We start from the raw sequence: 13956 nt of genomic DNA, 5'->3' as shown, positions 1-13956 counted from the left end.
GGAGGCTGGGCGGCCGCCCATTCAAGCGATCAGGTGTAGATCCAGGGGCTGCAGTAGTCCTTGGCGTTGGGCACCTTCTCGCAGACCCGGAACGAGCTTGCCGGATCGCTGGACCAGTTGCCGTAGTCGCAGCCGGCGTCGCCGCCGTCGGTGATGGTGTAGATGGACAGGCCGGTCTGGTACTGGGCGTACACCGAGTGGCCGTCGGCCTCCTTGTCACACACCGCACCCGAGAAATGGTTGGCATAGACCACCGCGTAGTCGTAGCCCTGGCTCACCGTCTGGTAATGCGCCCAGGCTGTCGACGTCGTCGATACCAGCAACGCCGGCACGGCGACCGCGGCCAGTCCGATACCGGCGAGCCGTCGCTTGAGTGGAGTCACGTTTGAGCACCTCGCTGTTGCGTCCGTGGACAGTCGCACCCACCACAGCCGACGCCGCTTGCCAAAACCCTTGCCAGACCCTTGCCGGGTCAGCGGGTCAGAGGGTGTCGAGCGACGCGCGCCGGCGGGACTCCGCCTCGAAGACCTTGAGGAGCACGGCCGCCACCACCGCGTACGCCGCTCCGACCGCGACCTCCTTGCCCAGCGGCGCCAGGGCCGCCCCGAAACCGTCGCCGGCCACCAACCGGCGGGCCGCCTCGGCGGAATGGGTGATCGGCAGCCCGCCACCCACCACGCGCATCCACGCCGGCAGGTGGTCGGCCGGCACGTTGACGCCGGTCAACAGCAGCAACAGCGACACCGAGACGTTGGAGACCAGCCAGACGTCGCGGAACCGCAAACCCAGCGCGCCCAGCGTGAGCCCGCAGAACGCGCACGACAGCGCACCCACCGCGAGCGTCAACGCGAGACCGGGAAGAGCCCCGAGCGCAATGCGCAACCCCAACAGCAACGACCCGACGGTCAGCGTGAAAGCGGCGATCAACAATCCATTCCCCGCGTACGGAACGGCCCGCCCCAGGAAAACCAGCGTCCGCGGCCGGGGCGAGAGCAGCACGTGGCCGAGCGTCCCGTACCGCCGCTCGTTGGACACCGCCATCGTCCCGCCGAAGACGCACGCCAGCGACGCCGCCAGGACCGCGTTGCCGACGATGTAGAAGGTGTCGTCGGCCACGCCCAACTGGCGGCCGAGGAAGGCGAAGAACAACAGCTGGAACAGCGGGCCGACCAGCAGGGTGCCGACGAACATCGACGGCGTCGTCCAGTTGAACAGGGCGCGGTAGGCGATCACGCCGCCGACGGACAGTAGGCGCATGGCAGCAACCAACCTCAGGCTAGGGCGAGGGTCGCGTTCGCGCGGGCGCGACGCTCCACGTAGGACATGACGACGGCGCCGGCGGCCAGGCAGACCACGCTGATCGCCAGGCAGACGCCCAGCGACGGCCAGACCGGGCCCGACCCGGTGACCGACTCGCGGACCGCGCGGGCGGCCCACGTCGTCGGCAGCACCGCGCCGATCGGGCCGGTCCAACCCGGTAGCACGGTGATCGGCACGAGCATCCCGGAGACCAGCCAGATCGGGTACTCCAGCGTGTTGTTGATGGCGTTGGCATTGGGCAGCAGCACGAACGTCGACGCCAGCAGCAGGCCGAACATGCCCAGGCCCAGGATCGCGGCCGGCACCGAGACCGCGAACGCCACCGGGTCGGCGACGTCCAACGGAATCCGGTAGACCAGGCCGCCCCAGAGCAGCGTCGCGATCATCGCGTAGGTGCCGGTGACCGCCGTGGCCAGCGTGATCGGGAAGACCAGCAGCGCCGGTGGGCGGGGCGCGAGCATCAGCATCTCCAGCGTGCCCTGCCAGCGCTGCATCTGGATCGCGCCGCCGGAGCCGAACAGCACCGAGCTCCAGACCGCCATCATCCCGGCGCCGACCGCCGCCTCCAGCAGGCGGTGCGGCTCGGTCCCGGCCCGGAAGAGATAAACAGCCAGGGTCGCCTGCACCAGCGGTACGAACAGCGCGGTCGCGATCTCGAACTGCGACCGGCTGAGCTGCTTGACGTGCAACAGCGTGGCGACCCCGATCAAGCGCCAGAGGTTCACGCGGTCACCATCGCCGGCGTGCGGTCGACCCCGTTGACGATCGCGATGTACGCGTCTTCCAGTGTCGGCTGCCGCGCCGTCACCCGGCCCAGCCGCACGCCGTCGAGCGCCCGGAGCACATCCGCCTGCACGTCGACGGCCGCGTCCGACTGGATGGTCAGCAGCTGACTGGTGCCGACCACTTCGACGCTCGCCTCGCGTACACCCGGAAGCACGTCGATCCCGGCCAGTTGCTCGTCGCTGACCCCGAACGCCTGCACCTCGAGCACCCGGCGGCCCTCGGCGTGGTGCTTGAGCTCGTCGGCGGTGCCCAGCGCCTGGATCTCACCGCCGGCGATGACGGCGATCCGGTCGCACAGCTCCTCGGCCTCGGCCATGTAGTGGGTGGTGAGCAGAACGGTCGTCCCCGTGGCGGCAAGGCCGGCGACCGTGTTGCGCAACTCCCGGGCGGCGACCGGGTCGACCCCGATCGACGGCTCGTCGAGGAACAGCACCTCGGGCTCGTGCAGCAGCCCGCGGGCGATGTGCAGCCGCTGCCGCATGCCCCGCGAGTAGCCCTCGACCCGTTCCCGCTCCCGCCCGGCCAGCCCGACCAGCTCCAGCAGCTCGCCGATCCGTTGCTTCTGCCGGGCGGCCGGCACGCCGTAGAGCTCGGCGAAGTAGCGCAGGTTGTCCAGCGCCGACAGCCGGTCGTAGAGGCCACGGTCGCCGCCGAAGACGTACCCGATGCGCCGCCGCACCTCCCGGGTCTGTGACACCACGTCGAAGCCGCACACCCGGGCGGTGCCGGAGGTGGGAATGAGCAGGGTGTTGAGCATCTTGATGGTGGTGGTCTTGCCGGCGCCGTTGGGGCCGAGCAGCCCGAACAGCTCGCCCCGGCGGACGTCGAGGTCGACACCGCGAACGGCGTCGATCTCGACCCGGCGGGGATTGAACCACCCCGTGCGGGTGCGGTAGGTCCGGCGCAGGCCACGCGCCTCGATCGCGAGGGTCATGCCCGAGAAGGTAGGTGCCGCCGCCGGCTCAGGAAAACGAATTCGGTGGGAGCCGAATCGTCCGGCTACGCCGAATGCCGGCGGCGGGACGGGTCGTCGGCGAGCAGGTGCAGCAACGCGGTCCCGGCCGGCTCCAGCGAGTAGAGCACCCGCCGCCCGGCCCGGCGCCGGTTGACCACCCCGGCCGCGGTCAGCGCGGCCAGGTGCTCCGACACCGTGCTGGGCGCGAGCCCGAGGGTGGCGGCCAGGCCCGCGGTGGTCGAGGGCCGGGACAGCGCATCGAGTACGGCGGCCCGCCCGCGCCCGATCAGGATGGCCAGCCGGTCCGGCGCCGGCTCGGGGCGCCCCTCGGCCAGCACGGCGGCACCGCGGGCCTGGTAGGAGACCGCGACCACCTCGGGATGATCGGTCGAGCACATCAGCGCGCCCCGCGAGAAGATCAGCGGGATCAGCAGGAGCCGCTTGTCGACCGCCGAGAACGCCTGCTCCAGCGGCTTGACCAGGGTGAGCACCGGCCGCTGCCAGATCACCCGCTGGTGCAGGCCGGACAGCAGCGCGTCGGGGCCGTCGGCGGCCAGCGCCCGGGCCCGGTGCAGCACCTCTTCGTCGAGCGCGGCCCGCATCGCCGGCCAGTGCGGTGCCATCGCCGCCGCCCAGTAGGCGGCCAGCCCGTCGGCGAGCTCGGCGAACGCCTTCGCCGGGTCGTCCCGGAAGGGTCTGATCCAGCCCGGCGGATCGTCGGCGTAGTAGTCGGGCAGCTGCTCCTCGACCACGCTCCGCGGCGTCGCGCAGAGGGCGTGCAGCTCCTCCTCGATCGTGGGCGCCGGGCCGGGCGGGATCGGCGACAGGAAGTCGGGCGACCGCGAACCGGACTCGCGGAACACCCACGCCGTCCGGGCCGCCGCCGGCACGTCCCGGATCACCTCGCGGGCCCGGACCGCCCACTGTTGGTAGGGCCAGGGCACCCCGTCGGGGTTGCGGTCGAGCAGATAGAGCGAGTCGACCAGCTCCCAGAGCGGACTGATCGCGATCCGGGTGCGGTCGAGCGTGGGCTCGTCGAGCTCGATCCGGATCACGGCCCGAGAATAAGTCGCGCGCGCCCGTTGTTGGGAGTCAGGTAACCTTGTGTGCCATAGGCGACGATCCGGCAATCACCGGTGAGCCTCCGGAAGAACGGATCTTCGGATCTCAGTAGAACCGGACGGGTTCGGCCCGTTACAGCCGGCCAACGAGCGGGTGGTCGCGTTCCCGGGCCATCAAGCGGGGTGGTACCGCGGCCCTAGAGGGTCGTCCTCGCAGTCCACGACGTGTGTGAGCTGTTCGAGGAGATTGACCACCGATGGCCTATCCCAAGCACGAGAGCAAGCCGGGCGTCCCGGCGAGCCCCGACCTGCCCGCGGTCGAGCGACGTGTGCTGGATCACTGGACGGCCGACAAGACCTTCGAGGCCTCGATCGAGCTTCGCGACGCCGGGCCGAACGGCGAGAACGAGTTCGTGTTCTACGACGGCCCTCCGTTCGCCAACGGCCTCCCCCACTACGGCCACCTCCTCACCGGCTACGTCAAAGACGTCGTCCCCCGCTACAAGACGATGCGCGGCCAGCGGGTCGAGCGCCGGTTCGGCTGGGACACCCACGGGCTGCCGGCCGAGGTGGTCGCCGAGAAGCAACTCGGCATCACCACCAAGGCCGAGATCGTCGACCTCGGCGTGGAGCGGTTCAACGACGTGTGCCGCACCTCGGTCCTGCAATACACGCAGGACTGGGAGCGCTACGTCACCCGCCAGGCCCGCTGGGTCGACTTCAGCAACGACTACAAGACACTCGATCTGTCCTACATGGAGAGTGTCATGTGGGCGTTCAAGAGCCTTCATGACAAGGGACTGGTGTACGAGGGCTTCAAGGTGCTGGCCTACTGCTGGCGCTGCGAGACCCCGCTGTCCAACACCGAGACCCGGATGGACGACGTCTACCGCGACCGGCACGACCCGTCGCTGACGGTCTGGTTCACCCTCGACAGCGGCGAGAAGCTGGCGGTCTGGACCACGACGCCGTGGACGCTGCCGTCCAACCTCGCGGTGGCGGTCGGGCCCGACATCGAATACGCCGAGTTCACCGACGACGCCGGCCAGGTCTACCTGGTGGGTGCGGCGCGCGCCGACTACTACGCCAGGGAGCTGGAAGGGTTCACCCGCACCGGCTCCCGGCGCGGCGCCGACCTGGTGGGCAAGCGCTACACGCCGCTGTTCGACTTCCTGGTCGACCGGGCCGGCCCCAACGCCTACCAGATCCTCGGTGGCGACTTCGTCACCACCGAAGACGGCACCGGTGCCGTGCACATGGCGCCCGCGTTCGGCGAGGAAGACCAGAACGCCTGCAACGCGGCCGGCATCCCGACCATCGTGACGGTCGACGACCACACCCGGTTCACGGCGCTCGTTCCCACGTACGAGGGAATGCAGGTCTTCGAAGCCAACAAGCCGATCAGCCGCGACCTCAAGGAACGCGGCGTGGTGGTGCGGCAGGAGACCTACACGCACTCCTACCCGCACTGCTGGCGGTGCGACACCCCGCTGGTCTACAAGGCCGTGTCGTCGTGGTTCGTGCAGGTGACCAAGTTCAAGGACCGGATGGTCGAGCTCAACCAGCAGATCGACTGGACGCCGGGGCACGTGAAGGACGGCTCGTTCGGCAAGTGGCTGGCCAACGCCCGCGACTGGTCGATCAGCCGCAACCGGTTCTGGGGCTCACCGATCCCGGTGTGGCGGTCCGACGACCCGGCGTACCCGCGGGTCGACGTCTACGGCTCGCTCGCCGACCTCGAGCGCGACTTCGGGGTGGCGGTCACCGACCTGCACCGGCCCTTCGTCGACGAGCTGACCCGGCCCAACCCCGACGACCCGACGGGTCGCTCGACGATGCGGCGCGTACCCGAGGTGCTGGATTGCTGGTTCGAATCGGGTTCGATGCCGTTCGCCCAGGTGCATTACCCGTTCGAGAACGCCGACTGGTTCGAGCACCACTACCCGGGCGACTTCATCGTCGAATACATCGGGCAGACCCGCGGCTGGTTCTACACCATGCACGTGCTGGCGACGGCGCTGTTCGACCGGCCGGCGTTCCGCACCTGCGTGAGCCACGGCATCCTGCAGGGTTCCGACGGCCGCAAGATGAGCAAGAGCCTGCAGAACTATCCCGACGTCTACTACGTGTTCGACGAATACGGCTCCGACGCGATGCGCTGGATGCTGATGTCGTCGCCGGTGCTGCGCGGCGGCGACATGCCGGTGACCGAGCCGGCGATCCGCGACTCGGTGCGCCAGGTGCTGCTTCCACTGTGGAACGTCTGGTACTTCTTCTCGCTCTACGCCAACGCCGACGGCTATGAAGCGGTGCGCCGGGTCGACTCGACCCACCTGCTCGACCGCTACGTGCTGGCCAAGACCGGCGAACTGGTGTCGACGGTGACCCGGCAGATGGACGCCTACGACGTCTCCGGCGCGTGCCTGACCGTGCGCACGTTCCTCGACGCGCTCACCAACTGGTACGTGCGCCGGTCCCGCGACCGGTTCTGGGCCGGCGACCGGGACGCGTTCGACACGCTCTACACGGTGCTGGAGACGCTGACCCGGGTGATGGCGCCGCTGGCGCCGCTGACCGCCGAGGAGGTGTGGCGCGGGCTGACCGGCGAGCGTTCGGTGCACCTGACCGACTGGCCGTCGGCTGACGAGTTCCCGGCCGACCACTCGCTGGTGGCGGCCATGGACGCGGTGCGCGACCTGGTCTCGGCGGCGCTGTCGGTGCGCAAGGCCAAGGGCCTGCGGGTCCGGCTGCCGTTGCCGTCACTGACAGTGGCCACGCCCGACGCGGCGACGCTGCGCCCGTTCGCCGACCTGGTCACCGACGAGGTCAACGTCAAGTCGGTCGAGTTCACCGACGACGTGGCCGCCTACTGCGAGCGGGTGCTCACGGTGGTGCCGCGGGCACTCGGCCCACGCATCGGCGGCGCCGTGCAGCAGGTGATCAAGGCGGTCAAGGCCGGCGAGTGGTCGCTGGTCGAGGGCCAGCCGGTCGCCGCCGGCGTCACCCTCCAGGAGGGTGAATACGACCTGAAACTGGTCGCCGCCGACGCCGCCAACTCGGCCGCCCTGCCGTCCGGCGACGGGGTGGTCGTGCTGGACAGCGCGGTGACCCCAGAACTGGCCGCCGAAGGCATGGCCCGCGACGTGGTCCGGGTGGTGCAGCAGGCCCGCCGGGACGCCGACCTGGACGTTTCGGACCGGATCAGGCTGGAGATCAACGGCTCCGACTCGGTGCGGTCCGCGGTCGAAACCTTTGACGACTTCGTGGCCCGCGAGGTCCTGGCCGACTCGATCACGTTCAATGCCACGGCCGCCGGGTTCGCCGGCGAGGTCGGTGACGGGGAAACCGTACGGGTGACCGTGGCGCGTGCTTAGACCCCATCCGGCGGATCAGGGTAGTGGCCCGGCGAGGTCCAGGCGGCGTCCGGGCGTGCGCGGAGACCGGTCGGATTCCGGTGTTGTATCTGGCCGGTCTCCGCGTGCGGTCGGCCGCCGCCTGGGCCCGCCGGGGTGCCGCCCTGATCCGCCGGATGGGTCCTATGGACCTGTTCGTCCACTCGCGGCGGCGGGGCGGTGTCGGTTACGGTGACACCGCCCACGCTGCGAGATCCGGAGGACCCGTGCCGCTGCTCTACACGATCGGCCAGCTCACCATCGGCGTGAGCATGCGGTGGGGCTGGGCGCCGAAGGTCGAGGGGCTGGAAAACGTGCCGGCCCGTGGCGGCGCGATCATCGCGGGCAACCACCTCTCGGTGGCCGACGAGCTGTTCCTGGGCTCGGTCATCCCGCGCCACATCGCGTTCTGGGCAAAAGCCGAATACTTCACGGGTACCGGCATCCGCGGCTGGTTCAGCCGATCGGTGATGAACGGCATCGGGGCGATCCGCGTGGAGCGCGCCGGCGGCCGGGCCGCGCTGAGCGCGTTCGACGGCGCCATCCCGGTCCTCAAGGCCGGCGACCTGGTCGCGATCTACCCGGAGGGCACCCGCTCGCCGGACGGGCGCCTCTACCGCGGCCGCACCGGCGTCGCCCGCCTCGCGCTGGCCGCCGGCGTGCCGATCATCCCGGTCGGCATGATCGGCACCGACAAGCTCCAGCCGATCGGCCATCGCATCCCGCGCTTCGAGCGCGGCACGGCCACGGTCAAGTTCGGCAAGCCGATCGACGTGACCGGCCGCCGCACCGACAGCTCCTCGCTACGCCAGATCACCGACGAGGTGATGGCCGCGATCCAGGAACTGACCGGCCAGGAGTACGTGCCGAAATACTGCCCGCCGCGCGAAGCCACCCCGCCGGCCTAGCCCCAGAGGAGCGCCTGCGCGACGATCACCCGTTCGCCGTTGTAGGTCACGGCCGGGCCGCCGTGCAGCCGGTAGCCCAGGTCCAGCGCCTCGCTGACCCGGCGGCAGAACGTCTCGTCGTCGGGCCCGGTCAACACCCGGTAGCGCGGCAGCCCGTCCGGCGGCTGATCCGACATGTTGCCTCCCAAGATCTGCTCAGCCGACCGTACCGCGGCGCCAGGGCCACGGGTTGTGCCGCCAGGTCCGCGAGTGGATCAGGCCGACCGCCAGCACGCCGGCCGCCAGCGCCGACCAGCCTGCGGCGGGATGCCGCGGGATGTGGGCGAAATGCCAGAACAGCGCCGCCCCGACCAGCATCAGCCAGCCGATCAACACGTTGCCCGCGGCCGAGTCGCCGAACGGTCCGGGGTTGCGGCCGTCACCGGTGCTGCCGGCGACGAAGTAGGGCAGCCCGTTGCCGCCCCAGAACCCGGCCAGGAACGCGAGCACCACCGTGGTCGCCATCAGGAATCACCCGCCCGCTGCCGGACCAACGGCAGCAGCACCCGGTCGACCAGATCGGCGAGAAAGGCGTCGTCGAGCGGCTCACCGGTGACGAACGCCCGCGAGAACAGCATCGCCGAACTGACCTCGGCCAGCATCGCGCGGTCAAGCCCTTCCGGCAGCTCGCCGCGCTCGACGGCGCGGTCGATCGCGGGGTCGAAGGCCTGCCGCTTGTCGTCGATCATCTGGGCCCGCACGATGGAGGCCAGCCCCGCGTCGTGGCGCATGGCCGTCAGCAGCCCCAGCAACAGCCCGGCGTCCTGCCCCATCAGGCCGTCGCGCATGGCCCGTATCCGCCCGAGCAGGTCGTCGCGCAGATCGCCCGTGTCCGCCGGGTCCGGGTTGTCCGCCATCGCCATCGCGGTATGCCGCTCGATCGCGGTCATCACCAGTTCGGCCTTGCCTCCCCATCGCCGGTAGATCGTCGCCTTACTGGCCTTGGCCCGCTCGGCGACGGCATCCATCCGCATCCGGTCATAGCCAACCTCGGCCAACAACTCCAACGTCGCCGCGAGAATCGCCTCCTCACGCTCTTCCCGTGCCAAGCGCACCCCCTCACCCTGCTGAACGAAACCGTTTCGTTCACCATACTCACCCCGACAGCGCCGTCAACCGTCTCGCACCCGCCCAGCGCAGCGCGCTGTCTCCAGCACCCGGCCCCCGCGCCGGTCAGACGGGTGATCAAGTCCCCATGACCACGGCGACCGCAAGCACGCCCACTCCTAGTCATCCACCGCGCGTCCGGGCGCCGACGGGGCCGTGGACCGCCGCCCAACCGTCGGCCTCGACACGGCCGAACGCGTTTGCGAAATCGGCGAAGTCGCCGAGCATCTCGACGGCCCCGGCAGACGGCCGGCGATCCAGAACCCGTCGCCACAGCCGGCGAGCACGAGCAGTGCCGCCACGGCGGCCCAGCGCGGGTCGCGCCGCGATCAACACTCGATCAAGATCCGGGTGACCACGGCCGACAGGACGCCTCGGTCTCGGCGGGCTAACCCGCGTAGGCCTAGCGACCGCCCGCGACAAGCTGCTCGCGGCCGCCCGCCAGCGTGGGCAGCAGCCCGCCTTGCCGAGGTCGAGGCGCTGGTCGGGGCCGCTGACCAGGACCCGGGTGAGGCCGGAAGGCGTGCGCGGCGCCAACGCTGAGCACCAGGTCAAAGCTGCGAGGCGAGGCAAAGCCCCGGCCCCACCGGGGTGCAGGACCACGCGTTCGGTAACCCACCGCCGCGCCGCCCAAGGGTCGGGCGCCGTCGTCGAAGCGCCCCTTCGCCGACGCACCTGACGCCTTCGCGACTCGGCAATGGCCGCGCCTCGCCCGGTTCCACCTCGCCGACCGGGCGCCCCGATCCGGTCCGAACTACTGAGCGGCCGGTCTTGCTCTGCTGCCAGATCGGCAGCACCGGTAGCGGCGCTACACGTGCTTCCTATACGGCAGCAGAGCAACGGCCCTAAGGAAACGCTGGACCGCCGCCGCCCGCTGCACCGTTTTGCCCCGGGCGACCCACCCGCCTCAACGCCTGCGGATAGCCCCCGCGAAGCCCGCCCAATGGACTGTGTCCCCCGCACCGTGATCGTGGTCGCGGCCAGCGACTGGGTCAGGTCCGGGGAGGGTGTCATGCGCTGGAGCGTAAAAGCGCTCTCCCCCAGCCCGTAGCTCCAGCGCATGACACCCACCCTCCCCGGACCCAAACCGCAACCAGAGACGGCGAATCCACGGTCCAAGCGACGCGGAACCGATCGCGGGAAGGGGGCCTGAGCGCAACCAACGACGGAGAACAAGTCCGGCGGGAGCGACGGCGCGCGCCCCCGACGGACCCGGGACCGCGGGGTTTATGCCTTGGGGAACCAGAGACCGATCTCGCGCTTGGCGCTGTCAGGCGAGTCCGACGCGTGCACGAGGTTTTCGCGGTTGGAGAGGGCGAGGTCGCCGCGGATGGTCCCTGCGGCGGCCTTGCGGGCGTCCGTGGCGCCGACCAGGGTGCGGACGACCTCGATCGCGCTGTCGCCGCTCAGGATCAGGGCGACGAGCGGGCCGCTGGTCATGAATTCCTTGAGCGGCGGGTAGAACGGCTTCTCGACGTGCTCGGCATAGTGCGCGTCGGCGAGGTCGGCGTCCATCGTGCGGCTGACCAGCACGTCGATGCTCAGGCCCTTGCGCTCGAAGCGGCTCAGGATCTCGCCGACCAGGCCGCGCCGGACCGCGTCGGGCTTGATCAGCACGAGCGTGCGCTCGACCGTAGTGCTGGACACGTGGAAACACCCTCCTGAAGCTGGGGGTTCAGCCTACCGAGGGCAGATCACCCACTGCCCGCCGGCTCTTCCCTCGGCGGGCGCGCTGGGCCTAGCCTTCTTGGTGACTCAGGGGAGGTCCACTGTGGCGAACGGCAACCGCCGCCCGCTTGCACCGGTCCGGAAGTTGTTCGCCGCGGTGCTGGGCACCTGCGCGCTGTTCGTGGTCCTGTTCGGGATCGGGATGAAGAGCCTGGCCATCGTGGCACTCGGCATCGCGCTGATCGTGCTGGCCGTCGGGCTCGTGCTGGTGACCACCATCCGCGGCGGGGCCCGCGCGTGGGTCGCCGGCACCGCGCACGTGCACACCGTCTCCGAACCACCGGCGTCGTCGGTGTTCGGGCGCTGCGAGCTACAGGTGCTGATCGACGCACCGGGCGTGGCCGGGCGGCTGGTGCGGATGCGTGACCCGCGGGTACCGGTCGCCAAGTGGCCCGACGTCGGCGCCAGCCTGCCCATCATGGTGGCGATCGACGACCCGCGACACATCCGCATCCTCTGGGACGACGTGCTCACCCACGCCGAGGCGGCCTCCGTCCGGGAGAACGACATCGGGCCGCTCGACGAAGAAGAGTGGGACCAGGCCGAGACCGCCTATGGCGGCGCGGGGGCGCCGGTCGAGACCATAGAGACGACGACCGCGGATCTGACCGACGAGCTGAGCGGCCTGCGCGAGCCGCCGGAGCCGGTGGTGGTCCACCAGACGCCCGGCGGGCCGATCGTGGTCGAGGGCACGCTGGTCGACCCGCCGAAGGCGACCGCACCTCCCCTGACGCACCGGGCGCGGCCTGATCCGCGGATGACGCGCGCGGCGCGCGCGGCACGAGAAGAAAGCGCCGGGGGTACGGCCACCGCCACCGCCCCGCCACCGCCCGCGCCCGATGTGCCGGGGCAGCGGGCCGGCGCCGGGCCGGACGACGTTTTCGACTTCGATCAGCATGCGACCTGGGCTGAGCCCCTGTTCGCCGAGCGCCGGGTCAGCCGGCCGGCTCGGGGCGCGGCCGACACCGACGTGGTCACGCCGCCTGGCGGGCCCGAAGCCGGCGATGACGTACGCCCGGGTGGTGGCCGGTCGGACGCCGGTGATCCCGAAGGTTCGGCGAGCGGCGACAGCCCGATCAGCGGGCCGCTGGGTTCGGACCGTGGTCGCGGCGCCGACGTCGCAGCCGATCCGGCGGTCAGCGGCGGTGAGGGCGATGACGCGACGCCGTCGGGGACCGGCGACGATTCGGCCGCGCCGGGCGATGCTGCGTCGCCTGCGGCTGCGTCGGGCTCGGCTACGTCCGGCGAAGCTGCGTCGGGCGCGGCTGCGTCGGGCGCGGCTGCGGCTGGCGCGGCTGCGGCTGGCGCGGCTGCGGCTGGCGCGGCTGCGGCTGGGGCCTGGGGGTCTTCGGGTCGGGCCGGGCGAGGCGATGTCGACTCGGCTGCGGGTGGGGCCCGGAGCGGTCCGGCCAACGGCTCGGGGGCGTCGGGGGCCCCCGTCAGCCGGATCCGCCGGGATGACGACCTTGGTGAAGACCTTGGGAACCAGGCGGCGTCGGACGACGCCTTGCGGGCCGCGCCGGCAGACGACGATCCCGCCGAGTCCGTGGATGCCGCGGCCAGGCGCGAGCGGCGCGAGCACTCGGCCGCAGTTCGGGACGCCGCGACGCGGAGCGAGTCGCGGGACCGTTCGGCCGCGACCGGCGAGACGGCAACCGGGAGTGGGCCAGCCGCCGCCGGCGAGACGGCAACCGGGAGTGGGCCAGCCGCCGCCGGCGAGACCGCGACGCGGAACGAGCCGCGCAGCCAACCGGCCACGGCCGGGGAGGCCGCGATGCGGACCGAATCCGGCGGCCACTCGGCTACACCCGGCTGGACGGCCGCCGGGAGTGGCTCAGCCGCGACCGGCGAGACCGCGACGCGGAGCGAGCCGGGCGACGACAGTGGGGTCTCGGACGACGGCGCGAGCCGGATCCGGCGGGACGACGATCTTGGCGAAGATCTGGCCGCGAGCGGCTCGCCCGACACTGCCGATTCCACGGCGGCGACCACCGCCGACGAGGCTGGTCCGGACGGGCCGAGCCCCACCGATCCGGCACCCGACGACGAAACCCAGGCCGCGGCCGGCCTCCTGGCCGGCGCAGCGGCCGCGGGTGCCGCTGCCGCCGCAGCCGGGTCGGGTGACGCCCCGCGGCCGCCGGCACGCGGAGACGACGGCGACGACGAGGACGTGTTCGCCGATCTGATCACTGCCTACCCGAGCGCCCGGCCCGGCGCGACCGGGGCGACCATCCACGGCGTCGGGCTGACCTTCCTGGTGCGCGACCTGCCGCGCTCGGTCGCCTTCTACCGCGACATGCTCGGCTTCCTCGAGATCGACGGCGGGGAGCACAACGCGGTCCTGGCGTCGGGCGACACCCGGATGGTGCTCCGCGAGATCCGCGACGCCTCGCCGGTCAACCGGCGGCTCGTGCACCTCAACCTCGAGGTCGGCGACGTCATGTCGGTCTACGAGGACCTGCGGGCCAAGGGCGTCCGGTTCACCTATCCCCCTCGGGTGGTCAACCGGGGTGCGAAGCTGGAGCTCTGGGCGGCCGCCTTCCGCGACCCCGACGGGCACGGCATCGCCATCACGCAGTGGCGTAGCCGGGAAACGGGGTAGCACCGCCCGTTCCGCCGTGGCAGGTTGGTGCTCCAAACCTGAGCGGAAGGAGCGCCGC

The 13956-nt window shown here is 71.3% G+C and carries 12 protein-coding genes and 1 pseudogene; 4 read left to right on the top strand and 9 right to left on the bottom strand.

Annotation, left to right across the window (positions count from 1 at the left end; all coding sequences use genetic code 11):
- Window positions 1-29 precede the first annotated feature (29 nt).
- The 5 genes from AB0J74_RS13625 to AB0J74_RS13605 all read right to left on the bottom strand — a co-directional run bounded on the left by AB0J74_RS13625 (window position 30) and on the right by AB0J74_RS13605 (window position 4116).
- A complete protein-coding gene (locus AB0J74_RS13625; RefSeq protein ID WP_363448022.1) occupies window positions 30-383 on the bottom strand; it encodes a hypothetical protein in 354 nt (117 codons plus the stop codon).
- A gap of 97 nt (window positions 384-480) precedes the next feature.
- The gene (locus AB0J74_RS13620) at window positions 481-1257 is read right to left on the bottom strand and encodes an ABC transporter permease (RefSeq protein ID WP_363448021.1); all 777 of its coding nucleotides are present in this window, start codon (window positions 1255-1257) and stop codon (window positions 481-483) included.
- Window positions 1258-1271: 14 nt separating this feature from the next.
- Entirely contained in the window at window positions 1272-2045 is a 774-nt protein-coding gene (locus AB0J74_RS13615; RefSeq protein ID WP_363448019.1) for an ABC transporter permease, read from the bottom strand.
- Window positions 2042-3040 carry an ABC transporter ATP-binding protein gene (locus AB0J74_RS13610; protein ID WP_363448018.1) on the bottom strand — a complete coding sequence of 333 codons (999 nt, stop codon included), beginning with the start codon at window positions 3038-3040 and terminating at the stop codon, window positions 2042-2044. Before AB0J74_RS13610 ends, AB0J74_RS13615 begins: the two co-directional genes overlap by 4 nt.
- Before the next feature lie 65 nt (window positions 3041-3105).
- Entirely contained in the window at window positions 3106-4116 is a 1011-nt protein-coding gene (locus AB0J74_RS13605; RefSeq protein WP_363448017.1) for a helix-turn-helix domain-containing protein, read from the bottom strand.
- 263 nt (window positions 4117-4379) lie between these two features.
- Between AB0J74_RS13605 and ileS the strand changes: the two genes are divergently transcribed.
- Together ileS and AB0J74_RS13595 are read left to right on the top strand one after the other, a co-directional pair.
- The gene (ileS, locus tag AB0J74_RS13600; RefSeq protein WP_363448016.1) at window positions 4380-7496 is read left to right on the top strand and encodes an isoleucine--tRNA ligase; all 3117 of its coding nucleotides are present in this window, start codon (window positions 4380-4382) and stop codon (window positions 7494-7496) included.
- 245 nt (window positions 7497-7741) lie between these two features.
- The gene (locus AB0J74_RS13595; RefSeq protein WP_363448362.1) at window positions 7742-8422 is read left to right on the top strand and encodes a lysophospholipid acyltransferase family protein; all 681 of its coding nucleotides are present in this window, start codon (window positions 7742-7744) and stop codon (window positions 8420-8422) included.
- On the opposite strand, the gene AB0J74_RS13590 is transcribed toward AB0J74_RS13595, so the two are convergent.
- The 4 genes from AB0J74_RS13590 to ndk form a co-directional block, all read right to left on the bottom strand.
- Window positions 8419-8598, bottom strand: a complete 180-nt coding sequence (locus AB0J74_RS13590) for a DUF1737 domain-containing protein (RefSeq protein WP_363448015.1) — start codon at window positions 8596-8598, stop codon at window positions 8419-8421. The two genes, AB0J74_RS13595 and AB0J74_RS13590, sit on opposite strands and share 4 nt — an antisense overlap.
- A gap of 19 nt (window positions 8599-8617) precedes the next feature.
- Window positions 8618-8926, bottom strand: a complete 309-nt coding sequence (locus AB0J74_RS13585) for a hypothetical protein (RefSeq protein ID WP_363448014.1) — start codon at window positions 8924-8926, stop codon at window positions 8618-8620.
- Window positions 8926-9516 carry a TetR/AcrR family transcriptional regulator gene (locus AB0J74_RS13580; protein ID WP_363448013.1) on the bottom strand — a complete coding sequence of 197 codons (591 nt, stop codon included), beginning with the start codon at window positions 9514-9516 and terminating at the stop codon, window positions 8926-8928. Before AB0J74_RS13580 ends, AB0J74_RS13585 begins: the two co-directional genes overlap by 1 nt.
- Window positions 9517-10795: 1279 nt before the next feature.
- A complete protein-coding gene (gene ndk / locus AB0J74_RS13575) occupies window positions 10796-11215 on the bottom strand; it encodes a nucleoside-diphosphate kinase (protein ID WP_363448012.1) in 420 nt (139 codons plus the stop codon).
- A gap of 920 nt (window positions 11216-12135) precedes the next feature.
- Here ndk and AB0J74_RS13570 point away from each other — a divergent pair.
- A complete protein-coding gene (locus AB0J74_RS13570) occupies window positions 12136-13482 on the top strand; it encodes a pentapeptide repeat-containing protein (protein WP_363448361.1) in 1347 nt (448 codons plus the stop codon).
- Between the two features lie 44 nt (window positions 13483-13526).
- Window positions 13527-13898 (top strand): annotated as a pseudogene (locus tag AB0J74_RS13565) (VOC family protein); the annotation flags it as partial.
- Between the last annotated feature and the right edge of the window lie 58 nt (window positions 13899-13956).

It is taken from the genome of Asanoa sp. NPDC049573 (genome assembly GCF_040676615.1).
GTDB lineage: Bacteria > Actinomycetota > Actinomycetes > Mycobacteriales > Micromonosporaceae > Asanoa.
This window is presented reverse-complemented; position numbering and strand designations above follow the sequence as displayed.

Excerpts from the sequence above, each read along its gene's own strand:
- AB0J74_RS13620 (WP_363448021.1), bottom strand. The coding sequence starts at position 1,257 with ATGCGCCTACTGTCCGTCGGCGGCGTGATCGCCTACCGCGCCCTGTTC.
- AB0J74_RS13610 (WP_363448018.1), bottom strand. The coding sequence starts at position 3,040 with ATGACCCTCGCGATCGAGGCGCGTGGCCTGCGCCGGACCTACCGCACC.
- ileS (WP_363448016.1), top strand. The coding sequence starts at position 4,380 with ATGGCCTATCCCAAGCACGAGAGCAAGCCGGGCGTCCCGGCGAGCCCC.
- AB0J74_RS13590 (WP_363448015.1), bottom strand. The coding sequence starts at position 8,598 with ATGTCGGATCAGCCGCCGGACGGGCTGCCGCGCTACCGGGTGTTGACC.
- AB0J74_RS13585 (WP_363448014.1), bottom strand. The coding sequence starts at position 8,926 with ATGGCGACCACGGTGGTGCTCGCGTTCCTGGCCGGGTTCTGGGGCGGC.
- AB0J74_RS13570 (WP_363448361.1), top strand. The coding sequence starts at position 12,136 with ATGTGCCGGGGCAGCGGGCCGGCGCCGGGCCGGACGACGTTTTCGACT.